Origin of the sequence: Serratia sp. ASV30 (assembly GCF_016428815.1) — a bacterium.
GTDB lineage: Bacteria > Pseudomonadota > Gammaproteobacteria > Enterobacterales > Enterobacteriaceae > Chania > Chania fonticola_C.
On record NZ_JAELTL010000005.1, the window covers coordinates 60298 to 84341 of the forward strand.

The following is a 24044-nucleotide window of genomic DNA, read 5'->3' on the forward strand; positions in this document are numbered from 1 at the left end:
ACAGGTGGCGGATGAAACCTTGTAAAACAGTAACTTCGGTGACAGTCCATAGGGAGGGCTGAGGCCCTTCACTCCTTGGTTATGAAAGAAGAATGCACTCTAACAGGAAATTTTTCGCCAGAAAAGTGGCTTTGTTCAGTTTACGTCTCATTTTGTAACAGCTTTGCTGTTTAATTCCGCAAACTAACCATTCAGCTTAATCGATCCACTAATAGCAGAGCAATGTCACAAAATTTATTTTTTCACGCACTAAAATAAATGGCGTTAACGGGAATTAACGGCCACAGGTTTTTGAAACTGCGTGATAAATGTTAAGTGTGAGTTTCTTTTTTTTCTACCATAATGTATTTGCACCAACGTATCTGAACCGCGGAAGTGACTGCCAGGATGGTGATGAGTCAAGACACGATCCGTGCCTTAAGTTCAACGAGGAGGTAGCGAGTGGCAATAGCTATTATCATCGGCACACACGGGACTGCAGCGGAACAACTGCTGAAAACAGCAGAAATGCTATTGGGTGAGCAAGCCAACGTCGCCTACATAGATTTCGTTCCCGGTGAAAATGCTGAAACGTTAATTGAGAAATATAATGGGGAAATCAGTGAGCTCGATACCAGCGATGGCGTCCTGTTTCTGGTTGATACCTGGGGCGGCAGCCCGTTTAACGCGGCCAGCCGCATCGCAGTAGACAAACCACACTATGAGGTTATCACCGGGGTTAACATTCCCATGCTGGTGGAAACATTCATGGCCCGTGATGACAACCCGAGCTTTGACGAACTGGTCGCGCTGGCGTTGGAAACCGGCCGTGAAGGCGTGAAAGCGCTGAAGAAACCGGTGGAAGAGAGTGTTAAGCCCGTCGCGCCACAAAGTGCCCCTGCCGCAAAAGCCGCTGCGCCCCAAGCGCCTCTCGGCCCCAATGACCATATGAAAATCTGCCTGGCGCGTATCGACGATCGATTGATCCACGGCCAGGTTGCTACCCGCTGGACCAAAGAGACCAACGTCAGCCGCATCATCGTAGTCAGCGATGAAGTGGCCGCCGACCACGTCCGTAAAACCTTGCTGACTCAGGTTGCTCCTCCAGGCGTTACCGCTCACGTTGTTGACGTGGCGAAGGCGATCCGCGTCTGGAACAACCCGAAATATGCGGGTGAGCGCGTGATGCTGCTGTTCACCAACCCAACCGACGTTTGGCGTCTGGTTGAGGAAGGGGTGAATATCACATCGGTGAATATCGGTGGTATGGCGTTCCGCCAGGGTAAAACTCAGGTGAATAACGCAGTGTCCGTCGATGAGAAAGACATCGAGGCGTTTAAGAAGTTAAACGAACGCGGGATTGAACTTGAAGTCCGTAAGGTCTCTTCCGACAGTCAGCTAAAAATGATGGACCTGATTAACAAACTCAATTAACGGCAACGTCGTTAATTTTTTACTCAGAGCTGTTTGGTCATATAGGAGAAGTGCAATGGAGATCACCACTCTTCAGATTGTACTGATATTTATCGTTGCCTGTATCGCCGGGATGGGTTCCGTCCTGGATGAGTTTCAATTCCACCGCCCGTTAGTGGCCTGTACGCTGATTGGCTTCGTTCTCGGTGACATCAAAACCGGTATCATCATCGGCGGTACGCTGGAGATGATCGCACTGGGTTGGATGAACATCGGGGCTGCGGTTGCACCCGATGCGGCGTTAGCGTCGATTATTTCCACCATTCTGGTTATCGCCGGTGGACAAAACATCGGTGCCGGTATTGCCCTGGCGATCCCACTGGCAGCAGCAGGCCAGGTACTGACCATTATCGTGCGTACCATCACCGTGGCCTTCCAGCATGCGGCGGACAAAGCGGCAGAACGGGGTAACCTGAACGGCATTACCGTGATCCACATCGCGGCCCTGTTGGTACAGGCAATGCGTGTCGCTATTCCTGCGGTGATCGTTGCGGTCTCTGTCGGCACAGCGGGCGTCCACGCCCTGCTTAACTCGATTCCGGAAGTGGTCACAGGCGGTCTGAACATCGCCGGTGGCATGATCGTGGTGGTCGGTTACGCGATGGTCATCAACATGATGCGTGCCGGTTATCTGATGCCATTCTTCTACCTGGGCTTTGTTACCGCAGCCTTCACCAACTTTAACCTGGTCGCACTCGGTGTGATCGGCGTGGTGATGGCGGTGCTCTACATCCAGCTCAGCCCTAAATACAACAAGTCTCAGGTGGTTCAGGCCAACCCTGCCGGTGCCAACGACCTCGATAACGAATTGGACTAGGAATAGGTGAAAGAAATGGTTGATACAACGACTCAAAAGAAACTGACACCTGCCGATATTCGAGGCGTATTCGTACGCTCAAACCTGTTCCAGGGTTCATGGAACTTCGAACGTATGCAGGCGCTAGGTTTTTGCTTCTCCATGGTGCCGGTGATCCGTCGCCTGTACCCGGACAACAACGACGAACGCAAGCAGGCAATCAAACGCCATCTTGAGTTCTTCAATACGCAACCGTTCGTCGCAGCGCCAATCCTTGGCGTTACCATGGCGATGGAAGAACAGCGTGCCAACGGCGCACCGATCGACGATGCGGCCATCAACGGCATCAAAGTAGGTCTGATGGGGCCACTGGCCGGCGTAGGTGACCCGATATTCTGGGGTACCGTTCGCCCGGTATTTGCCGCATTGGGTGCGGGTATTGCCATGAGTGGCAGCCTGCTCGGCCCACTATTGTTCTTCGTGATGTTTAACCTGGTGCGCCTGTTGGTTCGTTACTACGGTGTCGCCTACGGCTATCGCAAAGGGGTCGATATCGTTAGCGATATGGGCGGTGGTTTCCTGCAAAAACTGACGGAAGGGGCGTCCATCCTCGGCCTGTTTGTCATGGGGGCCCTGGTTAACAAGTGGACGCACGTCAATATCCCGCTGGTGGTGTCAAAAATTACCGACCAGACCGGGCAAACCCACGTGACCACGGTACAAACCATCCTCGACCAGCTGATGCCTGGCTTGGTACCGCTGCTACTGACCTTCGGTTGTATGTGGCTGCTGCGCAGGAAGGTCAACGCGCTGTGGATCATCATCGGCTTCTTCGCCATCGGTATCTTCGGTTATTGGATTGGTCTGTTAGGTCTGTAATAGCAATTGATAGCCGGGGGGCAACCCCCGGTTTTTTTATTTATGGAGTGGTGAGATGTCGCTGACCGATGGCGTAATACTGATTTTTATTCTGCTGATGCTGGCGTATGCGCTGTATGACGAGTTCGGCATGAACCTGCTGAAAGGCAAAACGCTGTTAAAGGTGCAGCTCAAGCGGGGTAACCGTCTGGACTGCCTGATTTTCGTCGGTCTGATCGCTATTCTGATCTATCGCAACCTGGTCGAACAGGGAGCGCCGATAACCACCTACCTGCTAATTTCCCTGGCCTTGATTGCGATATATATATCCTATATCCGCTGGCCCAAGATGTTGTTTAAAACCACGGGCTTCTTCTATGCAAATGCGTTTATTGACTATCGACGCATCAAATCCATGAATTTATCCGAAGACGGCATTCTGGTTATCGACTTAGAACAGCGCCGGTTATTAATCCGGGTTACACACCTGGATGACCTGGAGAAAATTTACCATTTTTTCCTTGAAAATAAATGAGTTAAACAACCCCACCCCATCCTGATTAATTAACAGTGCTTTTTTCGGGTAATTAATCAGCATGGCTGGTGTTTTTTCTGCTTATTATTTCCACACCATTGATGCAACTATCACCATTATTACTCTCAACAAACCCGTGAATGAAAATAATTCTCAATTTCACCCAGTGCCCCGGTGAAATTAAACGTTGTCCGCAGCAAAAATATTATGGTATGGTTGCGCCGTCATTGGGGAGTAGCCGGTTTCTGGGGAGTCATAACCAGAAACGCCCGTATCAACATACTCGTTTCGTCAGCGAAACGTGGTGCGGGCAGCCAGGTAGGTTGGCGAGACCATAGGCACGTAACTCCGTCGTATGGTTGGGGGTGGGTTACGTGTATATGGAGCCACCCGGCCGAGACTATTTCAATGAACCTTTCCGCAACTCTTATCCTGGCTTTTGGCATGTCTATGGACGCGTTTGCCGCGTCGATCGGCAAAGGTGCCACTCTGCATCAACCGCGTTTTCGCGAAGCTATCCGTACCGGTCTGATCTTTGGCATCATTGAAGCCATTACCCCGCTGATCGGCTGGGGCATCGGTCTGTTTGCCAGCCAATACATCATGGAATGGGACCACTGGGTGGCCTTTAGCCTGCTGTTTATCCTTGGCGCGCGCATGATCGTTGAAGGGGTGAAAAACAAGCCGGAAGAAGAGAAAGTCAATCGTCATGGCTTCTGGGTGCTGGTTGCTACGGCCATTGCCACCAGTCTGGATGCGATGGCAATCGGCGTAGGTCTGGCATTCCTGCAGGTTAATATCCTGCATACCGCGATGGCGATAGGTATGGCAACCATGATCATGGCTACGCTGGGGATGATGGTTGGCCGGTTTATCGGCCCGCTGCTGGGCAAGCGCGCAGAAATTCTTGGCGGCGTGGTGCTGATCGGAATTGGCTTTAATATCCTGCTGGAGCACTTGGGCTACCTGGCTTAATCTCTGGCGACGAAGCATACTCCCTCACCCTCTCCCCAAGGAGAGGGAACCGATTGACACCACATCATCAGTTGCAAATCAGCGTCCGTAACTGACTACAGCTCCGTACCAACTCCCTCGCCCTGTGGGAGAGGGGTGGAGTGAGGGGCGACTCGGCGGTATAAGCGGATAGCGAAATCCGTCTCACAGGCAAAGGTCGCCATGTCGAGCAAACCTTGCTGCACCTCCGGCGAAGCGCGCCAGGCAAACGGCGTCATCTGCAACAGATTGGCAGCCTGGTCACCCGGCAGCGCCATCGGATAAGCCAATGACTCGGCCAAATCACAGCTGAAGCCCTCAAGCTGCTCATCATGCTCCGCATGCAATTGAACCTCCTGATAAACCTGCTGTTTTAGCTGATAAAGGTGACGCGGCCCCGGTGACACCGTCACAACCACCCCACCCGGCTTGACTACTCGCGCCAATTCCTCGGCTTTACAGGGTGCATAGATACGTAACACAGCATCGAGCGACGCGTCGGCAAACGGTAGACGGTGGCTGGAAGCCACGCAGAAAGAGACCGTCGGGTAGCGTTTGGCTGCCGAGCGAATCGCCACCTTGGCGACATCCAGGCCATACACCGCTACGGTCCGCTCCTGAGACAAGCGTGCAGCCACGGCGGCCGTGTAATAGCCTTCACCACAGCCAATATCCAGCAGTGCCTGTGGTTCAATAGGCAAGGTGCTGGCTAACAGCTCGGCCACTCGCTGTTGCAACGGCTGGTAGTAGCCGCCGTCAAGAAATGTGCGGCGGGCCTGCATCATCTCGGCACTGTCACCCGGCTGTTTAGAACGCTTGTGTTGCACCGGCATTAAGTTGACGTACCCTTCTTTGGCACGGTCGAATTGATGGTTATTTTCGCAACGCCACTGTTGGTTTGCGAAATCAAGCGGTTGGAAGCACAGGGGGCACTGATAAGACATGGATGAGATCCCAGAGAGAGATGGCGCGGGTAGTCTAAAGAAGGCTGGTGTACGATGCAAGGCGGATGCCCATCTGCCACTAGCCAAGTAATCCAAAAGCTGGCTACACTGGATATCTCCTCTCAGCCACAGGCAAAGACGTTCTATGACCGACTATTCCCCGCTGCTCAGCGGCGTTCCTGGCATCGCTCATGGCTTTGGCAATAAAGGTGCCCTTCTGCCAACGCCGTTACAGCCCTTTCGCAATACGCTGCCTGAGAAAAAACAGGTACACGGTATTCGCATAGTCGATATCCATCAGGCAGGCCAGCAATGCGGTGAAGCCGATGGCTTCTTTACCCGTGAGCCAGGGATCCTGATCAGCGTATTAACCGCAGACTGCCTGCCGGTCATTTTCAGCCGTAAAGACGGTAGCGCCATTGCTGCGGTACATGCGGGCTGGCGCGGCCTGCTGGATGGCATTTTAGAGCAGATGGCCAAACGCATCGGCCAGGATGACGATACCGCCAACTGGGTGGCCTCCATCGGCCCCGCTGCGGGCGCTTGCTGCTATCAGGTTAATCAGGAACTGGTCGAACAGTTTCGGCAGGCACTGCCCTTGCCAGCAGAGCTGATCAGCCCGACCCACCGCCATCTGGATCTGGCCGCCATCGCCGTAAACAAGCTCAAAGCCTTGGGGTTCGCCGCGGTCGATCACGCAGGCTCTTGCACCATCTGCACGCTCAACAGCGACCCACGGCAGCCCCAGCGCTTTAAATACACCAGCTATCGTCGCAACAGCCATCGCCGCGCACTAGATCCCAGCCATCCGGGGATTAAAGGCCGTAATCAGTATTCCGGCATCATCATTACCGGGTGACATTCACCGATGCCAGAAACGAAAAAACCCGCACTAAGGCGGGTTTTTTGTTCAGCTGACGCTGATTAGATTGCAGTAACGTTTACTGCAGATGGGCCTTTCTGGCCATCTTGGATTTCGAACTCAACGTTCTGGCCTTCAGCCAGGGTTTTGAAGCCGTTACCCTGGATTGCAGAGAAGTGTACGAACACGTCTTTGCTGCCGTCAGCCGGGGTGATGAAACCGAAACCTTTAGACTCGTTGAACCACTTAACTTGACCTTTGATCTTTGCCATCTTGAGTATTTCCTTTGGATTGTTTAAACCGCCCGTAGGCGTTACATAGACAAACTAGAGTCGTTACTGCTTGAGGCACTAAGATAAGGATCGGCAGAGAAGCGGTATTCAACGCTAACGTCTTTACTCAGAACTTCTTTACTGAAAATGCCACACATATACAGAACTGTACCTCGTTTTACCCAAGTGCGTTATCACATACTCTGGAATCGATGGCAAGCCATTTTTAATCACTCATGGACGTGTCGCACATATTTGAAACGGTCAGCCGCAAGAATAGCTTAAATAGGGCAAAAGAGGTTGAAGCCTTGGCTATTTTCTGCTTTGTAAAGAAGCCGCGCTGTACTCCGCGTGGCGCCTCAGTTTTAACAATTCTTTCAACTCGGCAGCGAGCGGTTTTCACCACATATAAGCCGCAGACAGGCCAAAGAACGTAAAAAAATTTGAATCTTTATGGAATTTTATATGCAACTATTGAATATCGATGACCGGGGGCCAAACGGCCTACTGATCCGACCTTTGGGTAGCAAAGCCTGTCATAGCAGGACAGTTATGCTTTGGCCCGCCACAACAGAGTCGTGCACTCGGGCCAAAACGCTCACGCAGACCAGTGCATAATCATGCAGCGAGCCAAATTTTGCACCAAGAATGTGCAAGTGGACGAAATAGCCCCCCCGCCCTACAAGTTTATATCCGTAGCTAAGTTAGTAAGGATAAAAACAAATAATAAAAATACCACCTACCCACTCAGCGGCTATTTCCGCCGAAGATTAACAAAATCGCCAAGGCTTTTTATTCGCTAATCTTGGCGTAGCTGTTTTATCCATTACCCGCCGCAAACCCCGCGAAGCCGCACCACGCACAGCGCCACCCGATGCGGGGTGCGCCGCAACCCCATGATACTCATTAGGAGTTAGGGCTAACCTCCAGATGTTCACCAATCTTCAGCGGATAAAAACTGTGCTGCTCAACCCCGGCCTCGCGTAGTGCCAGGCTGAGTTGTTCAGGCGGTTCATCCAACGACTCATCGGCCAATTCAAACACGCCCCAATGGATAGGGATCACTCTGGGTTCGTTCAATTGCTGATACAGCCTCACCGACTGCTGCGGGTCCATATGCTGCTCTTGCATGAACCATCTTGGGGCGTAAGCACCAATGGGCAGCGCCGCGATATCGAACGGCCCAAGGCGGGTACCGATATCGACCAACCGCTCGCTGTAACCGCTGTCACCAGAGAAATAAAAACGCAGCGCCGGGTGATGGATCACCCAGCCACACCATAGAGAACGGTTGCGATCCCACGGTGTACGCATGCTCCAGTGGCGTGCTGGCGTGGCGTAGACCGTCATTTCGTCCAGCGTCAGGCTCTCCCACCAATCCAGTTCGACCACCCGTTTGGCCGGGTAATGGCTGAACCAGCGTTTGAGGCCCAACGGTACAACAAAGGTGGCATTGCGAAAGCGTTTGGTCAGTTCCCTGATGGTTTGGCGATCCAGATGGTCGTAGTGATTATGAGAAATCAGCACCACATCTACCGCGGGCAACTGCTTTACCGTTAGCGGAGGTGGTGTCTTGCGTTGCGGGCCGTAGAAGCTCACAGGTGATGCCCTTGGCGACAGAACCGGATCGATAAGCACATGGCGGCCCCCCAGGCGCAACAGCAGAGAAGCATGGCCCAACCACCATACGCGGTCCTGATCGCCGCTCAGATCGGCGGCTTGCCACCAGTTGGAGATGAACTGTTCGTAGCCTGCTTGAGGAGGTTTGGGCAGGCCGAGCTTCTTGCGTTCATCTTGCCAGCGCTTCAGATCCCCGGCCTGGTGTAGCGACGGCTCCGGGTTGCAGAATCCCTGTGGCGTATGATGCGCTTTGCTGGCGTCGTAATATTTGTTGGTTATTTTCAACCCATTCTCTCCCTGTAGTACCATAGTGGTTCCGCAACCGTTACAAGGTTGCCTACCCAATAGCTTATAGTATCGCAATGACAAACAACTGACCTTTTTGTGGATATTGTTGTCATAGCCAGGGTAAGAAGGCCAAGGTCGCCAAGAACCTGTTAAGCCTTTCTTAAGAACCTTGTGATTTACTTACTAGGACATTCTGAAAAGGAGGAGTTATGAGCCGGACTGCATCAGGCAAGTCACGCGTTCGTATGGGCCGCTATCGCCGAGCGCTGACTACGCAAGGGCAATACTGGAAAATGTATCTGGCAATGAAGCTGCGCCGGCTACGCGTACCGTCACCGCTGCTGTTACTGGCAAGCACCCTGGCAGGCTTTTTTATGCTGGGCCTGCTGATGCTTAGCGTGGTGGTGATTGATGTTATCAGCACCCTGTTCCTGCTGTGCAGAAAGCTGCTGCGGCTGGGGCGCCACCATCAGGGCAATGCCGTCGCCCGTTAACCGTTTGGAGGCGCTGCGGCGCCTCCTACGTGAAAACTACCTCTTGTTACCACCCGCCTTTTTACGCCGGGTCAGCAAAAATCCAACCCACAACAACAGTACCCAAACCGGCATCAACAGTACGGAGATGCGGATCCCTGGGCTGAAGTACATGATCACCAGGATCAACGACAGGAACACCAGACACAGATAGTTGCCAAACGGATACCATAGCGACCTAAAGCTGGTGATCACCCCTTGGCGATCCTTGGCCGCGCGGAATTTCAGGTGCGCCAGGCAAATCATCACCCAGTTAATCACCAACGTTGAGACCACCAGCGCCATCAGCAAGCCAAACGCCTCGCCGGGCATGACGTAGTTAATCAATACGCCTACCGAGGTGGCCAGCGCCGATAACGCGATAGACAGCACCGGTACGCCACGTTTGTTGACCTTGGTCAGCGCCTTTGGCGCATTGCCTTGTGTCGCCAGGCCAAACAGCATCCGGCTATTGCAATACACGCCGCTGTTGTAGACCGACAGCGCCGCCGTCAGTACCACCACGTTGAGCATGGTCGCCACCAGGTTGCTGTTGAGCGCATGGAAGATCATCACAAACGGACTGCCCCCTTCCACAACCTTGCCCCACGGGTAAAGTGACAGCAACACCGTCAACGAGCCGATATAGAAGATCAGGATGCGATACACCACCTGATTGGTGGCTTTAGGAATGCTACGGCGCGGATCGGCAGCTTCTGCTGCGGTGATACCCACCATTTCCAGCCCACCGAACGAGAACATGATTACCGCCATCGCCATCACCAGGCCGCTGATGCCGTGTGGCATAAAGCCGCCCTGATCCCACAAGTTGCTAATGCTGGCTTCCGGGCCACCGTTGCCGCTGGCCAACAGATAGGCACCAAATACGATCATCCCCAGGATCGCCGCCACCTTGATGATGGCAAACCAGAACTCGGTTTCCCCATACAGGCGTACGTTCACCAGATTGACCAGGTTAATCACGACGAAGAAAACTGCCGCCGATGCCCAGGTTGGGATTTCCGGCCACCAGTATTGAATATAAATCCCTACGGCGGTCAGTTCCGCCATACCGACCAGGATAAACATCGCCCAGTAGTTCCAACCGGATAAGAAACCGGCAAAGTCTCCCCAATATTTATAGGCAAAATGGCTAAAGGAACCGGCCACCGGCTCTTCCACCACCATCTCCCCCAGTTGGCGCATGATCAAAAAGGCAATAAAACCGCCAATGGCATAGCCCAGCAGCACGGAAGGCCCGGCCATCTGAATGGTTTGTGCAATACCCAGGAATAGGCCGGTACCGATGGCACCTCCCAAGGCAATAAGTTGTATATGTCTATTTTTTAAACCGCGTTTTAGCGGGGTATCCTGAAGCTGACCGCCCATCTTATCCTCGTCCGGCTGAGTATCCAGGCAGCATTGCGCAAGATATCGCCAACCAATAAATAAACCTGCGGGCGTTTTAACACTTAACCTTTCAGGCATCAAGGATTAGCGCCCGGTAATCATTCACCGGGCCAGGAGGTTACAAGAGGTTTGCTATGCCAGCTAGCTTGGCATACCGCACAGTTTGCTGAGGTTACGTGCGCCGATCATCAGCGTCGCCACATAGGATTGACGGCGGGTGATGACCTCCACCGCCACGCGATCGTTTTGATACTTTATCAGGTAGGTTGAGGGCCAGCCTTGTCGGTGCAGCCCATAGCTTTTGGCATGACAATCGATCGCCGCATGGGCAATCACTAAATGTGAGAGATTGGTATCACCTTTGATAATGCGCTTCATAAAACAGTCTCCGTCAGCGACAGGTCCATTGTCAGAATAAGGCGGTGTCTCATCATTACGGGTCATCTACATTATCGACTAACATTTGATTTATTGCGCTTGCTGACTCAATAAAAAACAGATCATTGCGGCCCGCAACGGGCTATGACTACCGGCTTGCCACTCCCCTTGCTGGGTGATAATACTGGCTTGCCACTGTGGCTGGTCACTTTGTTCGGGAGCATTAAGGCTTATTTTGTTGGCGCAGATAATCGGCCAGGCATCGGAGGGGTTCTTGCAGTAGTCTTTCCCTTTCACGCCGCCGTAAGGGTACCATTTGTCAGGGTTTTCCCCGGTGATTAACGCAATGCTGCGGTTTACTTCGGCGTCGCTTTCTTCGTACCATCTAATCATTGCTGATATCCATCTTTCGTAGAGTTGGCGCTACATTACGATGCCAATACGACAGATTTATGACAGCTCGCGCGTCGTTAACATTATTTTTACTTACGGATGAATTGATTATGTTGCTGGGTCTTAACCACCTGACGCTCGCGGTAAGTGAGGTTGAGCGCAGTTTTCGCTTTTATGTGGATGTGCTGGGGTTTACCCCCAAAGCCCGCTGGCATCAAGGTGCCTATCTTGCATTGGGTGAACTGTGGCTATGCCTGTCACTGGATGATGCCCGAAAAAATGAGATGTTGAGCGACTATACGCATTACGCGTTTAGTGTGGCACCCGAGAACTTTGCCGTCATTGTGGAGCGTTTGCGCAAAGTTGGCGTACAGGAGTGGAAGAGCAATCACAGTGAGGGCGAATCTTGCTATTTTCTCGATCCCGATCGGCACGCGCTGGAAATCCACTGTGGCGATCTGGCAAGCCGGTTGGCAGCCTGCCGGGAGAAACCCTATCAGGGGATGGTGTTTTACTGAAACGGAATGGTGAGAAGGCGATCCGGTTAAAACTGAAACTGAGATAACCGACGTGTCCTTAACCTTCTCACCAAATGAGGTGCGCGATTAACGCTCTGGGATGAACCCTTTATAACTCAGTGCCGGGCTAAGGTCATCATCATAATCGTCAACCGATGCCTTGTCCCCTCGGGCGGTTTGCACCAACGTTTTTAACAGTGCCGTTTGCTGGCGCTGCTGCTCGGCGATTTCCTGCAACAGCTGGATCTGTTCGTTGGCACGTACGCTGGCGCGATTCACTATGAACCAGACCCACAGGCCAAGCAATACAGCCAACACCACAACGGCGATGGAAATCAGGCCGGACGGGCCAGAAGCTAAATCAAACATGGACAACCCTATCTACTCTACTGCCTCAACCAAGCCGATATAGTAACATTCCCACCAAGGCCAGGGGCAAGTTTGCGAAAAATTGTTATTTCGCCATGTTACCAGGGAACGATACGCGTGATAGAGCAAATGCCCAGTGCAAACTTCCCACCTTGATCGCAATAGCTATCCAGAGCCAGCAGATAGAAAAGCAAGCAGGCAAACAGCGTTGCCGCTATCACCAGCAGTTTTTTACGCCCCAAACCTTAGCAGCCTTATGATTATGTTGTTAACCTAATCATCAATGCTAGCATAGGCAACTTAAACGAAGTTTAACCGGCCGTTTAGATCTCCCTGCCCATCTTGAACAAAAGATAACCCGGTTACTCGCGGTTAAACTTCATCTCAATCAGCGCAATCGCTTTTTCAATCGCCCGCTTGGTGATCGGGTCGGCCCCGGCCGGGTGGCTGCTAAAATCGATACTCTTGAGCTGGCTGGCCATCTTGTCCCGTACTTCGGTCGGTGCGATCACGTCGATCACATCCAGGATCTGCTTGATAACCAGTTGGCAGGCAACCAGATCGGAAACCAGTTCTTGATCGTTGCTCAGTGCGCTAGACATAATTTTTCCTCTGTTGATGTAAACGCGGCAAAGAATACCACGCCGTTTTACATTTTGCCGTAGACGTTCCGCCCTGAATTTTCGGCAATAATACGCATGCCTTGCAAAAACCAGCAGCAGAATTGTGGCCTATACTAGGCTGTGCCTCACACTCAACAGGAGAGCAGTCATGGCAAATCATAATGTGAAATCTTGGGCGACAGTGCGTGAAACCTCGGTAGAAATTGCCGAAGCGATCTTTGAGTTGGCCGGTAACGACGAGGTTTTGGCGCAAAAAATTTGGGAAGAAGGCAGCGATGAAGTGCTGCCGCTGGCGTTCAGTAAAACCGAAGCCGACCAACTGTACTGGGGCGAAGAAACCATCGAGCGTAAAAACGTCTGACGCCCCTCACCCCAACCCTCTCCCACAGGGAGAGGGAGCTGTTTGCCCCTGCCCATTTGGCACTAAAGAGGTCATATCAGCAAACTCGATCACCCCTTAGTCCAAGGTGAGTCAGCCGATGCTCAACTTTCACCCAACTCGACCGGTCCCTCTCCCACAGGGAGAGGGCGCTGTTTGCCCCTGCCCATTTGGAACTAAAGAGGTCATATTAGCAAACTCGATCACCCTTTAGTCTAAGGTGAGTCAGCCGATGCTCATGATGAATCACTACACTTTCACCCGACTCGATCGGTCCCCTCTCCCTGTGGGAGAGGGCTAGGGTGAGGGGCATCACTCTGCGATAAAGCGCTCAAGACGATGGCGTAGCTGAGCGTTCTCCCTGCGCAGCTGTTCAATCTCATCGAGCAACGTCAGCGCTACCGCAATGCCGGGCCAATCCAGAGCCAGTTCACGTTGCAGACGCTGGGCGCGATTAAACGCCGCCACCGCCCCATCATCAAACAGCCAATCATCCACCGTCAGATCGCGGGGCTGGATCACTCCCAACCCCACCACCTCGGCCAGTTCACTTTCCGTTACGCCGGTATGCAGGCAAAACTCGGTAATGGTGAGGGTTATCTGTAGCTTGGCCATTATGCTTTACTCCATTGCGTACGAGGATCGAAGGCCTGATTCGCCTCGGCCAGTCGTTGCCAGAGTGCGGCGCTGTCTGCATCAGGTTTGGCAGGCATGACAATCTTGATCACCGCATACAAATTACCGGTCTCTTTCTTACTGACCAGCCCTTTCCCTTTGACGCGAAGACGCTGCCCGGTCTGGCTCCCCGCAGGGATGGTCAACAGGATATTGTCCGCCAGCGTGGGGACAGAAACCTTGGTGCCTAACGCCGCCTCCCAAGGTGCCAAGGGCAGAACGATTTCCAGATCGTGCCCGATCACCTCAAACAACGGATGCGGTGCCAACTGAATAATCAGGTACAAATCGCCATTGGCTCCGCCAGCCATACCCGGCACACCTTGGCCTTTCACGCGGATACGCTCCCCGTCTGCCACGCCCGCCGGGATTTTCACGTTCAGCGTTTTAGCGATCTCTTTCTCTGTCTGACCAAAGGCGTTGTACACCGGCACCTTATAGCTCAGGGTGCGAGTTTGCTCAGTGAGGGTTTCCTCCAGGAACAGCGCCACGCCGATCTCAACATCCTGCCCACGGGCCGCACGCGGTTGGCCCTGCTGGCGGCCACGCGCACGCTGGCCAAACATCGAGGAGAAGATGTCGGAGAAATCCTCGGCACCACCATACTCTTCACGCCGGGTCTGGCGGCCAAAGTTAGGCTCGTTACGATGCAGCCGCATTTGGTCATATTCCGCGCGGCGTTCGCTGTCTTTCAGCACTTCATAGGCTTCTGCGACTTCTTTGAAGCGCGTTTCGGCATCGGGCTCGGTACTGACATCGGGGTGATATTTGCGTGCCAGGCGGCGGTAGGCAGTTTTGATAGCCTTGATATCATCTGAGGGTTTAACCTCTAGAATGGCGTAGTAATCCTTGATTTCCATAATGCTATGGTCTCTTTACTGTGGCCGGAAAGGTGGATAGCGCGTTGATACGTGAGCAAGTTGAGGAGATAAGACTCATTGTAGCGCCATCAAGCAGTTAGTGCAGTATGCGCATCACTTCACGCGGTGATTTAGCGTTTCGGGCTGATTTGTTGCGGAACGTGCGGGAATTACCGTGCTGACAAAGTGTTGATGACTCGGCCCATATCTGAGCCGGTCAACAGGTTGCGAGTGAATTTCGAGTTAACATTGCAGGTTCCGGTTGCTAGCCAGTTTCACGGTTCTTCACCTCCCACGCCTTGTGTGTTATTGACCATCATCACTGGCATTGCCAGAAAAGCGGCGACGCCCACGATCACAAAAAGAGTAATAATCACTGTCATTAACATGCGATCACCCCATCAACGTAGCGTTGTTACGGCTGACTCTCTGTTTTGGTTAATTACATTGCTGGCCTGGACTACTTGGCATTTGCGGTAGCGGGCAAGTTCAGATTAGCTGGTTTTTCCGAATGCTGGCAAGCCCTGTATTGAAGCTTTTTTCTGCTGGATGTTGGGTCGGCCCGCCGTTCAGCGGTGGCACGGCTGGACCGACCTCAGTTTATTGCATCAGAACCAGGGGAATTGGCCCATGACGTTATGATAAAACAGCATACGCCCGACAATTTCCCCCGACACCATTGCCGCCCCGGCTATCACGGCCATCGATGGGGTCAAACGCGGGCGCAGGCTCAGCACCGCGAACAGCACACCACCCACCAACATGCTGCCAACCAGTTGCCACCAAAGCATGATCCCTTGAGCGCTGGCCCCGGCAATCTGGTAACGCCCCATCAACGTCGCCAGCAGCAACAGACAACCAGCCAGCAGGCCATAGCGAACCGTTCGCGTAACGGGCAAACCGCAGCAACTCAAATAGATCCCCAAGGTGGCGAATCCCAATAGTAACGCGGTACTCAGAAACGCCAATTGGGTCAGTGGCGTATGCCACAGCGGATGGCTGGCCATTTGGTAGTAGATTTGCGCCGAGACCAGAATGGCGGCAATCCCCACGACCGATGTGACGAGCCCTAATGCGGTGATCCAAGCCGACTTCTGCGGCCGCAGCCAGCAAGTTGCCAATAGCAGGAACAGGCTGATATTCACCAGGATAAAGGCGATCACCTCTCGGCTTAACCAAGAGTGCGGCAGGCCCAGCACCGCGCGATAGGCCCCAAACGGGCTCCCTAGGTGCAGCAGTGATAAACTGGAGCCAACTACCTCCACCAGCCACAATCCCAGGACCAGATATTTCAGTTGCTTAACGGACATCTGGGATGTTGGTCGCAACCGATAGAGCGTCAAGGCGATAACACCGCCAATGCCCCATTGGCAAAGCACGGTAAAAAACACCAACGGCAGTTCATATTCGTTCATGGCAGCACCTTTTTATTTGTCCGCTGGAATAATGACCACGTTCGGGCCGCTGATGCGATGGTCAGGCAAATGATATCTAGCCTCCAGTACCGCCCAATCCGTTGAGTGGATCTTCCTTAACTCCTCGATATCACCAAACTTCAATACGCCCGCCGGGCAAGACGCTACGCAACGCGGCGGTAATCCTTCATCCAAACGCTCGGCACACATATTGCACTTGCTGGTTTTACCTTCTTGCGGATCGAAGACCGGGGCGTTGTACGGACAAGCCATAATGCACATGCGGCAGCCGATGCATTTCTCATGATCCTGCACCACAATGCCGTCCGGGCGCTTATGGTAAGTATCCGCCGGGCAAACCTTCATGCATTGCGGATCGTCACAATGGTTGCAGGACATCGAAATAAACCCTTCCGAGTTCGGGCCATCGGTTTCATACTCCCGCACACGCCGCCAAAGCACGCCGGGTGGCGTCTGATTCTCTGACTTACAGGCCATGGAACAGGTTTTACAGCCGTAACAACGCTTAATATCAATCAGAAAGCCATATTGTTTGGTCATGAGTTATCCCTCCGCCCGTACATCAACCAGTGTACTGTTACAGCAATGCCCGGTACCCAACGCCTCTACGGCGTCATTGGTGACGTGGCTGCTGCTGCCTCCCTGCTGTTCCCACCAGCCGTTATCCAGAGAAACCACGCCTCGTTTGATATGCGTCGTCACTACGGCAATCGCACGATGCTCTCCCCGCTGGTTAAATACGGTGGCCCAGTCGCCGTGTTTGATCCGGCGCTGTTGCGCATCCTGCGGATGGATCATCACGTTAGGCTTATTGCGCTGCACCTCAAGGATCCATTCGTTCATGCCGTGGCTTGAGTGAATGCTGCGGGCCAGCTTGCGTTGTACCGCCATCAGCGGGTACTTGGCGGCCAATTCCGGCGAACCTTGCGGCGATTCATTCACTCGCAGGTAAGTGACGACCGGCGAGAACGCCTTCTTCTGCCACTCTTCAATAAAGAAGTGGGCTTTACGGGTCGGTGTGCGGAACACCCCATTTTCAAATGGGATCCAGTCGCCGCTCACCGGTAGCAGCGGCCCTTTTTTCAGCTGTTCCAGGGTGATACCGGAACCTTGCAGGCACGCATTGATGTAATGCTCAATTGGCTGATTAAACACGTCGCCAAAGCCAAAGCGTTCCGCCAGACGCGCAAAGATCCAATAATCCGGCTTGGCTTCACCCGGTGGCTCGACCGCTTGCTCCATCAATTGCACATAGTGGCTACGCACACCCGCCATCAGACTGACATCTTCAAAAATGGTCGTCACCGGCAGCACCAGGTCGGCATACAGCGCGGTAGAGCTCATCAGGTTATCGGCCACCACCACGAAGGGGACCTTCTCCAACGCCTTTCTGACCATATTTGTGTTAGGCAACTGGGTCATGACCCCCATGGTCATAATCCACCAGAATTTGATCGGGTAAGGCTGGTCATTGGCCACCCACTCGCCTACCTTGGAAACCGGTATCGGTGTGATTTTCTTCACCGCAGGCGCTGGTGGAATGATCGGGCTGAACTTCGCCATTTGGCGTGCTCCGCCCGCGTCACAGATCCCCGCTCCCCGCTTGCCGATATTACCGGTGAGCAAGGCCAGGTAGAATTGGCTGGCGGCCACGTAGGTACCAAATTCGGTGCGCTGAGCGCCCGACATATTTTGCACAATCATCGCCGGAGCGGTGGTGGCGTAGTCGCGGGCCAAACGCAAAATAGTGTGGGCGGGAATGTCGGTTTCAGCCGCAACCCGATCGAGGGTCCATGGCGCAGCCTGCTGGTACACGGTTTCGAATACGGTGCGGTAGCCGCTGTCGGTTGGCAGTTGATGCTGGAACAGCGCCGGGGTGATACCCGCCTGATCATGCCGTACCAGGCTTTGGCTGGTGCAGTCATAAACCAGATAGCTTTCACTGTCGGTGGCATCGGCCCGCACCAATTGATCTTTGGCATCCACCAGATACACCGCACCGGTATGCTGGCGCAGGAAATCCGCGTCAATATGCTGCTCTTCGATAATGATTTTCATCATCCCGAGCGCCAACGCCGTATCGGTGCCCGGCACAATCGGGATCCATTCGTCCGCTTTGGCGGCCGTTTCGTTGAAACGTGGGTCGATAACCACGATGCGTGCGCCCTGCTCTTGCGCACGCAGATAATTTTTAAAATAGGCCTGCATGGTTACCGCTGGGTTGTTACCCCAGCAGATGATCAAACGGCTGTCGGCAATGGTGTCACGGGTATCGGCATAGCGTAGCCCCACCATTGGCATCATCGCCGCCGTCACAGCCGAGCAGCAGAGCGATCCGGCCTGTTTCACAGAACCGCCCAGATAGTCGAAGAACGCCTTGCCCATATCGTTCTTTATCGAGTCCATGTTGCCAGCATGGGTGGACAGCAGCAGCCCTTCGTTGCCCTGTTCCTTGATGGTGGTACGGATGTTCTTTTCGATTAAATCCAGTGCCTGTTGCCAGGTAATAGGCTCGAATTTGCCCTCACCTTTCTTGCCTACCCGCAGCAGAGGCGTCGTGACGCGTTGCTGGTGATAAACCCATTTGGTACGGCTGATGCCCCGCAGGCAACACTTCACATTAAAGCCTTCCGTCGCTTCAATCTTCATCAGCTTTTTCTGATAGACGTAAGCGGTCAGGTTACAGTGCAGGCACTCCATCGCACAGGTTGAGCGAAAGGTTTGATAATCCGTCAGTTTTAGATGGATACGGCGTAAGGGTTCTTGTTGTTCGGATGTTAAGGAGAAAGCGCAAGGGGATATTGACGCCAGACCAATAACGCCCAGCCCTTTTAGCAAAGTACGCCGTTTGAGTCGGAGTGAAGAAAGTTCATTCATAGTTTTTATCTCGGTAATTACACGCCCTGGTGTTCACTATAAATAAACCGAGTTAACCAATGGTATATTGAAGCAGATCAATCCACCTCAAAATAGTTAGTCCTTGCGCGCTGAAAACTCTCCTGCTGTGGATGCCAGGCTCTGGTTAACGGGGGCATTCACCGCCTTAAACTGGTAAAGTGATCGGATCGAGGTAATAGCAAGTAAGGTAAGCAGAATGTCGGAAGTTCAAGGCGTAAATTCGGTCGATATTGCCGTGTCGGTATTAGAGAGTGTCACCGCATTGGGGGGAAACGCCCGCGCTTCGGATATCGCCAAACACAGTGGGCTTTCGAAAAGCCGGCTGCATAAATATCTGGTTTCGCTGTGCCGTAGCCAGATGCTGTATCAGGAGCAGGAAACCAGCCGCTACTCGCTTGGCAGCAAGCTGTTGGCGCTGGCCGCGGCGGCAGGCAAACAGCAGACGCTGGCGACAATCATCAATAATGCGCTATGTGAGCTGCGCGATGAGTTGAACTACTCCACCGGCTGGGCGGTGCGCCAAGGGGGTAACATCTTGCTGACGCGCTACAATCGCAGCCATAAAAATATTGATATCGATTACCTTGAAAACACCCTCATCCCCATGAATGCCAGTGCGGCAGGCTATGCCTATCAGGCGTTTGATGGCTCCATTACGCCACTGCTCGAGGCTAAAGAGCTCGAAAAGATCCGTCAGCAGGGCTATGCGGTACGTTACAATGTTACCGAAGGCATCCCTGGGGCACGAGCGATAGCCTGCCCGATTTTCAGCCAGGATAACGTTCTGTTGGGGATGGCGATCACCATGGGGTTTATTCCAGACGATCCGGCAGAGATTGTCCGTCTGGCAGACCGCCTGATGGCGAAGGTCAAAACGATCCCGCTTTAACCGGCACGAAGGTGACAACCCGGGGCCTGTAAGGTACGCTAAGTGAGCCTGCCGTAAGCTCTGCGCTGCGGTTAAACGACAAAATCAATTGGGTAAAGTTATTGATACAAGAACATCACCTCGCACTAGTCTGCGCACTCAGTAAATGGGTCGAAACCCACTTGGGACGAGTGATCCACCTTGAAGAGCTGGCCGAGTATTCCGGCTATTCACTGTGGCATATGCAGAAGCTGTTCAAAGAAGCGACGGGGATCTCGCTGGGCAAGTACATTCGCGAGCGCCGCCTTGCCGGAGCGGTGTACCAGTTGCGTAGCAGCGAGGCCTCCATTTTCGATATCGCCCTGGATTTTGGTTTCGGCTCCCAATCACACTTCACCTACATGTTCAGAAAGCGTTTCAACATTACGCCCTATGACTTCCGCCAGGATCTAAGTGTCGATCTGCATATAGAGCCTCCGCTACATATTATTCACCAGAAGATGGCGTGAGCAGCAGCGGGCTGTTTAAATGACGACAAAAGAAACGGCCCCAGAAAGGAGCCGTTGGCTGAGTGTGCTAGCTATGTCAGGGCTGTTGATTAGTCATCCAGCGTTACTTTAGTGCTACCGCCACGAGTACAGCAATGCAAACCCAAAACACCGCCGTGGCGATCACAACATGGGATAATCTTGCATGGGAGAGTAATTGACTCATAAACACCTCGCTTACATCGGCAATAGGACTGGCAGAATTTCCGTACAGATTAATCTTAGCTTAGCAGGGCTACGCTATTTACGACAGCGTGCTAATTCAGGGTAAATAACAATATTTGATTAACATCACAAACACATTTAAGAAATACATTCACTTTAACTATTGATTTCAACTTAAATATAATTAAAGTGAATTTATTTAGGCAAGTTAACCAACCAAGTCCGCAGGCCATGCCCTCTATTCATCATAAACAAAGACTGTCAAAAAACGCGATGCCCCTTGCTACGCTAGGGCTGTAGCGGCTTTGCCGTGGCGGGAAAAACGCTATCTAACGATCGTTGCCAATTTAGCGACACGCTGCCAACGAATAATTCGCCACAACCTTTATTAGTGGTTAAATCGCAGCTAGTGCGTTAAATCCCAAATAAACCAAGGCATATGGCAAAAATTTTTCATCGCCGAATCAAGAATTGCGATAGACGCAGCTCTGGCCTCAGCCCCCTTTGATGTAACAGCTTTTGGCATCGACCTCTTTATCGATATGCCGCAGATCGGATAAATACGTGATGCCAAACAGGATCGACACGACAAGCAACACTGAGACCAATAAGGCAATGACCGCAATAAGCTTGGTTTCATCATGCGGATTGTGTTCCATTTTATCTCCTAAAAACAGTAAGTTAATCCCACCCACTGTGTGATCGTCAACGTAAAAATGATCAATATGCAGCAACCACCGTCAACGTTGTGATGACGCGTTACGCATTGTCCATGGTTTTCCTGATGTTTGTTGTCTAATGGGGTGTTCACACCCTCTACTCTCTTATCGCCAGCCATAACACCTTGATGCTAAAAAGGGGTGACTCCAGGCTCAAGCAACAGCCAAATTTATGCTGGTGACAACTAAGATTTTTCTTGCATGCAGACGCTACCAATTTTCTGCAACAGGGTCAAGATTCTCAGGGGTAGTCACCCACGTGCGGACTGGAAACATTCGCTGGATTTATCGAACTGCGGTTGGGAAACGTATAGGGGTGAACATCTGTATGAACGTACGCATTGGTTGAGGAATTTCAGCACGGCGCCCCAGATGGGGCGCCGGATCACGCAGCTCTATGTTCGAGCTTCGATTACCTAGGCCTTCGGCATCATTGTGGGATGCGCAATACCTGGCCTGGGTAGATTTTATCTGGATGGCTTAGCATCGGTTTGTTGGCTTCAAAGATCTTGTTGTACAGGTTGGCGTTGCCGTACATCTCTTTGGCAACGGCGCTCAGGGTATCGCCCTTCTTGACGGTGTAAAAGCGGCTTTCCGCTTCTGGTTGTGCTACTGCAACATTATCTTCAACGCCGCTGATACCTGCCACGTTACCTACAGCAACCAGAATTTTTTCTTTCAGTTCCTGGCTGATACCGTTCCCGGTGACCACAGCCTTACCATCAACGACCTGAACATCCACCTTATCCGTATCTGGCAGGCCACTGTTATCAAGGTGTGCCTTCAGCTTGGCGCTTTGATCCTCAGCATTACCACTCACCGTATCCCACAGTTTTGCGCCTGCTTCTTTGACGAAGTTAAACAATCCCATATTCGCTCCCGTTAATGATTGGATAGTTAAGAAATTTTAAAACTCATTAAGCTTAGCAGTACAGAGCGGAACTTCAATCCTCTTAAGGATGATTAAACGCTGCCATAATTCTGAAAATGCCGTTTTTGTCTGGTTAATTATTATTTTTTTGTATTAATTAGCTAAATTCAGCCAAATTTTACCTACAATGGGGGTTGGAGCCTTAATGGGGGACGCGATAGGTTATGTACGCATTGGTGATGTTCGTTTGCTATCTGGATGGCGGCTGTGCCGACATCGTCGTCGACGTGCTGCGTGATGAGCATCAATGCCTGGTAGCAATGAAAGAACAACGGTTACGCCATGCTGGCTGTTTTCCGATCGAGGACTTTATCGACGGCTTCTGGCTACCTGCCAGCGAGTACGCTCCTTTCTGATCCCTCAAGCCAAACCGAAAAAGGCAGAGCTTGCGCTCTGCCTTTTGGACCACGTTCCGACACAGGAATGAGGTTTGAATACGACTTAGAAACGGTAGGTCAAGCTGGCTGCCACGATGTTGTCAGTGTTCAGTTTCAGCTTGTTATCGTCATTCAGCTGGTTGATTTTATAATCAACGTAGGTGTACATGTTTTTGTTGAAGTAGTAAGTCGCACCGATATCGATATATTTCACCAGATCGACATCACCGATGGTTTCAATATCTTTACCCTTGGACTGCAGGTAAGCCAGTGATGGGCGCAGGCCATTTTCGAACTGGTATTGCGCGACCACTTCAAAGTTTTGCGTCTTGTTGGCAAAACCAGCAGTTTTGTTGACAGTGATCGGGGTCATGTTACGGGTTTCAGCGTACATAGCCGCCAGATATACCTGGTTGGCGTCATACTTCAGTGCCGTAGTCCAGGCCGTAGCGCTGTCACCTTTACCATACAAGCCGTCTTTTTGAGCCTGCGTACGGTTAGAATCAGAGAAGGCTACCGCAGCACCAATGCCGCTACCGCCGATGTCCTGATAATCCACAGACATACCATAGCCGTCACCGTTCTGCTTATGGATGTTACTGCGGTCATTCTCGTTCTTACCCTGATACTGCAAGGCGACATTCAGGCCATCAACCAGACCGAAGAAGCTGCGGTTACGGTAGGTAGCCAGGCCAGTAGAACGGCCAGTCATGAAGTTATCGGTGACAGTATAGGTGTCGCCGCCAAACTCAGGCAGCATATCGGTATACGACTCTACATCGTAAACCACACCGTAGTTACGGCCATAGTCAAAGGAACCGTAGTTGGCGAATTTCAGGCCGGCGAAGCCCAGACGAGTTTTGGTGCCTTCGGTACCCGCTGACTCAGCGTGGTTAGCCTGGACGTTGTATTCCCATTGGCCGTAACCCGTCAAATCGCTGTTAATCTGCGTTTCGCCTTTAAAACCAAAACGCACATAGGTCGCATCGCCATCGGCAGATTTGTTATCACTGAACAAGTGCTTGGCGTTAACACGGCCGTACAGGTCGAGTTTATTGCCATCTTTGTTGTAGATTTCGGCCGCATTGGCCATCGAGGCGGCGGTGGCAAGAACAACCGCCAGGGCTACTACACTGCGTTTCATCATTTATTTTCCTAGATTTTATTAAAAGCTGCCCGTCACGCCCAATTTATGCTTTGGGCTGTGATTTTTATCATTTTGTTTTTTATCTACGCCCCTTAATAAAGCGCCATGTGACATTAGCATCATGAATAAAAACTTAAAATAAAAAAGTTCATGAAATAGCGCACATAAAGCATGTTTATTTGTAACTAAATGTTTCACTAGAATACTAATATAATATA

Annotated in this window: 30 protein-coding genes and 1 riboswitch; of the genes, 12 read left to right on the forward strand and 18 right to left on the reverse strand. The window is 52.2% G+C overall.

What is annotated here, in order from left to right; all coding sequences use genetic code 11:
* The first annotated feature begins 441 nt into the window (after positions 1-441).
* The 5 genes from manX (at position 442) to mntP (ending at position 4616) form a co-directional block, all read left to right on the forward strand.
* Complete coding sequence (manX, locus tag JHD74_RS03210; RefSeq protein ID WP_199061674.1) at positions 442-1413, forward strand: PTS mannose transporter subunit IIAB; 972 nt, start codon at positions 442-444, stop codon at positions 1411-1413.
* A gap of 55 nt (positions 1414-1468) precedes the next feature.
* Complete coding sequence (locus JHD74_RS03215) at positions 1469-2269, forward strand: PTS mannose/fructose/sorbose transporter subunit IIC (RefSeq protein WP_021181036.1); 801 nt, start codon at positions 1469-1471, stop codon at positions 2267-2269.
* Positions 2270-2284: 15 nt separating this feature from the next.
* Positions 2285-3127, forward strand: a complete 843-nt coding sequence (locus JHD74_RS03220) for a PTS mannose transporter subunit IID (protein WP_024531227.1) — start codon at positions 2285-2287, stop codon at positions 3125-3127.
* Between the two features lie 55 nt (positions 3128-3182).
* A complete protein-coding gene (locus JHD74_RS03225; protein WP_199061676.1) occupies positions 3183-3641 on the forward strand; it encodes a DUF986 family protein in 459 nt (152 codons plus the stop codon).
* A 217-nt stretch (positions 3642-3858) separates the two neighbouring features.
* A riboswitch (yybP-ykoY riboswitch) is annotated at positions 3859-4037 on the forward strand.
* A gap of 12 nt (positions 4038-4049) precedes the next feature.
* Positions 4050-4616 (forward strand): manganese efflux pump MntP, encoded by a 567-nt coding sequence (mntP, locus tag JHD74_RS03230; RefSeq protein ID WP_024487163.1) that lies wholly within the window; start codon positions 4050-4052, stop codon positions 4614-4616.
* Positions 4617-4711: 95 nt separating this feature from the next.
* Here mntP and rlmA read toward each other — a convergent pair whose 3' ends face one another.
* Positions 4712-5578: a 23S rRNA (guanine(745)-N(1))-methyltransferase gene (rlmA, locus tag JHD74_RS03235; protein ID WP_199061678.1), complete on the reverse strand. Its 867-nt coding sequence runs from the start codon at positions 5576-5578 to the stop codon at positions 4712-4714.
* Positions 5579-5723: 145 nt separating this feature from the next.
* On the opposite strand from rlmA, the gene JHD74_RS03240 reads away from it, so the two are divergent.
* Entirely contained in the window at positions 5724-6437 is a 714-nt protein-coding gene (locus JHD74_RS03240) for a polyphenol oxidase family protein (protein ID WP_098930756.1), read from the forward strand.
* A gap of 65 nt (positions 6438-6502) precedes the next feature.
* Here the strand turns inward: JHD74_RS03240 and cspE are convergent, their stop codons facing one another.
* The 3 genes from cspE to JHD74_RS03255 all read right to left on the reverse strand — a co-directional run bounded on the left by cspE (position 6503) and on the right by JHD74_RS03255 (position 8617).
* Entirely contained in the window at positions 6503-6712 is a 210-nt protein-coding gene (gene cspE / locus JHD74_RS03245; RefSeq protein WP_002221949.1) for a transcription antiterminator/RNA stability regulator CspE, read from the reverse strand.
* 41 nt (positions 6713-6753) lie between these two features.
* Positions 6754-6870: a DUF2627 domain-containing protein gene (locus tag JHD74_RS03250; RefSeq protein WP_002211058.1), complete on the reverse strand. Its 117-nt coding sequence runs from the start codon at positions 6868-6870 to the stop codon at positions 6754-6756.
* Positions 6871-7618: 748 nt separating this feature from the next.
* Entirely contained in the window at positions 7619-8617 is a 999-nt protein-coding gene (locus JHD74_RS03255; protein ID WP_161739112.1) for an MBL fold metallo-hydrolase, read from the reverse strand.
* Between the two features lie 212 nt (positions 8618-8829).
* Here JHD74_RS03255 and JHD74_RS03260 point away from each other — a divergent pair, with 212 nt between their 5' ends.
* Positions 8830-9114, forward strand: a complete 285-nt coding sequence (locus tag JHD74_RS03260) for a hypothetical protein (protein WP_065684260.1) — start codon at positions 8830-8832, stop codon at positions 9112-9114.
* 36 nt (positions 9115-9150) lie between these two features.
* Here JHD74_RS03260 and JHD74_RS03265 read toward each other — a convergent pair whose 3' ends face one another.
* The 3 genes from JHD74_RS03265 to JHD74_RS03275 form a co-directional block, all read right to left on the reverse strand.
* A complete protein-coding gene (locus JHD74_RS03265; protein ID WP_024486480.1) occupies positions 9151-10521 on the reverse strand; it encodes an amino acid permease in 1371 nt (456 codons plus the stop codon).
* 162 nt (positions 10522-10683) lie between these two features.
* The gene (locus tag JHD74_RS03270; RefSeq protein WP_024531219.1) at positions 10684-10920 is read right to left on the reverse strand and encodes a DUF4060 family protein; all 237 of its coding nucleotides are present in this window, start codon (positions 10918-10920) and stop codon (positions 10684-10686) included.
* Between the two features lie 90 nt (positions 10921-11010).
* Entirely contained in the window at positions 11011-11313 is a 303-nt protein-coding gene (locus JHD74_RS03275; protein WP_024531218.1) for a phage protein NinX family protein, read from the reverse strand.
* 110 nt (positions 11314-11423) lie between these two features.
* On the opposite strand from JHD74_RS03275, the gene fos reads away from it, so the two are divergent.
* Positions 11424-11831 carry a fosfomycin resistance glutathione transferase gene (gene fos, locus JHD74_RS03280; protein ID WP_065684259.1) on the forward strand — a complete coding sequence of 136 codons (408 nt, stop codon included), beginning with the start codon at positions 11424-11426 and terminating at the stop codon, positions 11829-11831.
* Between the two features lie 87 nt (positions 11832-11918).
* Here the strand turns inward: fos and JHD74_RS03285 are convergent, their stop codons facing one another.
* The 3 genes from JHD74_RS03285 to JHD74_RS03295 all read right to left on the reverse strand — a co-directional run bounded on the left by JHD74_RS03285 (position 11919) and on the right by JHD74_RS03295 (position 12802).
* Entirely contained in the window at positions 11919-12200 is a 282-nt protein-coding gene (locus JHD74_RS03285) for a YebO family protein (RefSeq protein ID WP_024531216.1), read from the reverse strand.
* Between the two features lie 98 nt (positions 12201-12298).
* Entirely contained in the window at positions 12299-12442 is a 144-nt protein-coding gene (locus JHD74_RS03290; RefSeq protein WP_037435707.1) for a PhoP/PhoQ regulator MgrB, read from the reverse strand.
* Positions 12443-12562: 120 nt separating this feature from the next.
* Complete coding sequence (locus tag JHD74_RS03295; RefSeq protein ID WP_021181023.1) at positions 12563-12802, reverse strand: DUF2766 family protein; 240 nt, start codon at positions 12800-12802, stop codon at positions 12563-12565.
* A gap of 169 nt (positions 12803-12971) precedes the next feature.
* Between JHD74_RS03295 and JHD74_RS03300 the strand changes: the two genes are divergently transcribed.
* Positions 12972-13184, forward strand: a complete 213-nt coding sequence (locus tag JHD74_RS03300; RefSeq protein ID WP_021181021.1) for a YccJ family protein — start codon at positions 12972-12974, stop codon at positions 13182-13184.
* Positions 13185-13514: 330 nt separating this feature from the next.
* On the opposite strand, the gene cbpM is transcribed toward JHD74_RS03300, so the two are convergent.
* From cbpM to JHD74_RS03325, 5 genes are all read right to left on the reverse strand, one after another.
* Positions 13515-13817 (reverse strand): chaperone modulator CbpM, encoded by a 303-nt coding sequence (gene cbpM, locus JHD74_RS03305; RefSeq protein WP_021181020.1) that lies wholly within the window; start codon positions 13815-13817, stop codon positions 13515-13517.
* Entirely contained in the window at positions 13817-14737 is a 921-nt protein-coding gene (cbpA, locus tag JHD74_RS03310) for a curved DNA-binding protein (protein ID WP_021805649.1), read from the reverse strand. Before cbpA ends, cbpM begins: the two co-directional genes overlap by 1 nt.
* Before the next feature lie 608 nt (positions 14738-15345).
* Positions 15346-16152, reverse strand: coding sequence for a DmsC/YnfH family molybdoenzyme membrane anchor subunit (locus JHD74_RS03315; RefSeq protein ID WP_161738443.1), 807 nt, complete (start codon positions 16150-16152; stop codon positions 15346-15348).
* Positions 16153-16164: 12 nt separating this feature from the next.
* A complete protein-coding gene (locus tag JHD74_RS03320) occupies positions 16165-16713 on the reverse strand; it encodes a 4Fe-4S dicluster domain-containing protein (protein ID WP_024529732.1) in 549 nt (182 codons plus the stop codon).
* Between the two features lie 3 nt (positions 16714-16716).
* Positions 16717-19050 carry a molybdopterin-dependent oxidoreductase gene (locus tag JHD74_RS03325; protein ID WP_199061680.1) on the reverse strand — a complete coding sequence of 778 codons (2334 nt, stop codon included), beginning with the start codon at positions 19048-19050 and terminating at the stop codon, positions 16717-16719.
* A gap of 217 nt (positions 19051-19267) precedes the next feature.
* Here JHD74_RS03325 and JHD74_RS03330 point away from each other — a divergent pair, with 217 nt between their 5' ends.
* On the forward strand, positions 19268-19960 hold the full coding sequence (locus tag JHD74_RS03330; protein WP_199061682.1) for an IclR family transcriptional regulator: 693 nt from the start codon (positions 19268-19270) through the stop codon (positions 19958-19960).
* A gap of 101 nt (positions 19961-20061) precedes the next feature.
* Positions 20062-20448 (forward strand): helix-turn-helix domain-containing protein, encoded by a 387-nt coding sequence (locus JHD74_RS03335; protein WP_024486415.1) that lies wholly within the window; start codon positions 20062-20064, stop codon positions 20446-20448.
* Positions 20449-21146: 698 nt separating this feature from the next.
* Here the strand turns inward: JHD74_RS03335 and JHD74_RS03340 are convergent.
* A complete protein-coding gene (locus tag JHD74_RS03340; RefSeq protein ID WP_178380885.1) occupies positions 21147-21311 on the reverse strand; it encodes a hypothetical protein in 165 nt (54 codons plus the stop codon).
* Positions 21312-21801: 490 nt separating this feature from the next.
* A complete protein-coding gene (gene lysM / locus JHD74_RS03345; protein ID WP_024529735.1) occupies positions 21802-22242 on the reverse strand; it encodes a peptidoglycan-binding protein LysM in 441 nt (146 codons plus the stop codon).
* A gap of 224 nt (positions 22243-22466) precedes the next feature.
* Between lysM and JHD74_RS03350 the strand changes: the two genes are divergently transcribed.
* Positions 22467-22658 carry a YebW family protein gene (locus JHD74_RS03350; RefSeq protein WP_021181014.1) on the forward strand — a complete coding sequence of 64 codons (192 nt, stop codon included), beginning with the start codon at positions 22467-22469 and terminating at the stop codon, positions 22656-22658.
* A gap of 85 nt (positions 22659-22743) precedes the next feature.
* Here the strand turns inward: JHD74_RS03350 and JHD74_RS03355 are convergent, their stop codons facing one another.
* Positions 22744-23826 (reverse strand): porin, encoded by a 1083-nt coding sequence (locus JHD74_RS03355; RefSeq protein WP_024529736.1) that lies wholly within the window; start codon positions 23824-23826, stop codon positions 22744-22746.
* Positions 23827-24044 lie beyond the last annotated feature (218 nt).

Coding starts and splice junctions, on each gene's coding strand:
- JHD74_RS03215 (WP_021181036.1), top strand. CDS start 1,469: ATGGAGATCACCACTCTTCAGATTGTACTGATATTTATCGTTGCCTGT.
- JHD74_RS03220 (WP_024531227.1), top strand. CDS start 2,285: ATGGTTGATACAACGACTCAAAAGAAACTGACACCTGCCGATATTCGA.
- JHD74_RS03225 (WP_199061676.1), top strand. CDS start 3,183: ATGTCGCTGACCGATGGCGTAATACTGATTTTTATTCTGCTGATGCTG.
- mntP (WP_024487163.1), top strand. CDS start 4,050: ATGAACCTTTCCGCAACTCTTATCCTGGCTTTTGGCATGTCTATGGAC.
- rlmA (WP_199061678.1), bottom strand. CDS start 5,578: ATGTCTTATCAGTGCCCCCTGTGCTTCCAACCGCTTGATTTCGCAAAC.
- JHD74_RS03240 (WP_098930756.1), top strand. CDS start 5,724: ATGACCGACTATTCCCCGCTGCTCAGCGGCGTTCCTGGCATCGCTCAT.
- cspE (WP_002221949.1), bottom strand. CDS start 6,712: ATGGCAAAGATCAAAGGTCAAGTTAAGTGGTTCAACGAGTCTAAAGGT.
- JHD74_RS03250 (WP_002211058.1), bottom strand. CDS start 6,870: ATGTGTGGCATTTTCAGTAAAGAAGTTCTGAGTAAAGACGTTAGCGTT.
- JHD74_RS03260 (WP_065684260.1), top strand. CDS start 8,830: ATGAGCCGGACTGCATCAGGCAAGTCACGCGTTCGTATGGGCCGCTAT.
- JHD74_RS03265 (WP_024486480.1), bottom strand. CDS start 10,521: ATGGGCGGTCAGCTTCAGGATACCCCGCTAAAACGCGGTTTAAAAAAT.
- JHD74_RS03270 (WP_024531219.1), bottom strand. CDS start 10,920: ATGAAGCGCATTATCAAAGGTGATACCAATCTCTCACATTTAGTGATT.
- JHD74_RS03275 (WP_024531218.1), bottom strand. CDS start 11,313: ATGATTAGATGGTACGAAGAAAGCGACGCCGAAGTAAACCGCAGCATT.
- fos (WP_065684259.1), top strand. CDS start 11,424: ATGTTGCTGGGTCTTAACCACCTGACGCTCGCGGTAAGTGAGGTTGAG.
- JHD74_RS03285 (WP_024531216.1), bottom strand. CDS start 12,200: ATGTTTGATTTAGCTTCTGGCCCGTCCGGCCTGATTTCCATCGCCGTT.
- JHD74_RS03295 (WP_021181023.1), bottom strand. CDS start 12,802: ATGTCTAGCGCACTGAGCAACGATCAAGAACTGGTTTCCGATCTGGTT.
- JHD74_RS03300 (WP_021181021.1), top strand. CDS start 12,972: ATGGCAAATCATAATGTGAAATCTTGGGCGACAGTGCGTGAAACCTCG.
- cbpM (WP_021181020.1), bottom strand. CDS start 13,817: ATGGCCAAGCTACAGATAACCCTCACCATTACCGAGTTTTGCCTGCAT.
- cbpA (WP_021805649.1), bottom strand. CDS start 14,737: ATGGAAATCAAGGATTACTACGCCATTCTAGAGGTTAAACCCTCAGAT.
- JHD74_RS03315 (WP_161738443.1), bottom strand. CDS start 16,152: ATGAACGAATATGAACTGCCGTTGGTGTTTTTTACCGTGCTTTGCCAA.
- JHD74_RS03320 (WP_024529732.1), bottom strand. CDS start 16,713: ATGACCAAACAATATGGCTTTCTGATTGATATTAAGCGTTGTTACGGC.
- JHD74_RS03325 (WP_199061680.1), bottom strand. CDS start 19,050: ATGAATGAACTTTCTTCACTCCGACTCAAACGGCGTACTTTGCTAAAA.
- JHD74_RS03330 (WP_199061682.1), top strand. CDS start 19,268: ATGTCGGAAGTTCAAGGCGTAAATTCGGTCGATATTGCCGTGTCGGTA.
- JHD74_RS03340 (WP_178380885.1), bottom strand. CDS start 21,311: ATGGAACACAATCCGCATGATGAAACCAAGCTTATTGCGGTCATTGCC.
- lysM (WP_024529735.1), bottom strand. CDS start 22,242: ATGGGATTGTTTAACTTCGTCAAAGAAGCAGGCGCAAAACTGTGGGAT.
- JHD74_RS03350 (WP_021181014.1), top strand. CDS start 22,467: ATGTACGCATTGGTGATGTTCGTTTGCTATCTGGATGGCGGCTGTGCC.
- JHD74_RS03355 (WP_024529736.1), bottom strand. CDS start 23,826: ATGATGAAACGCAGTGTAGTAGCCCTGGCGGTTGTTCTTGCCACCGCC.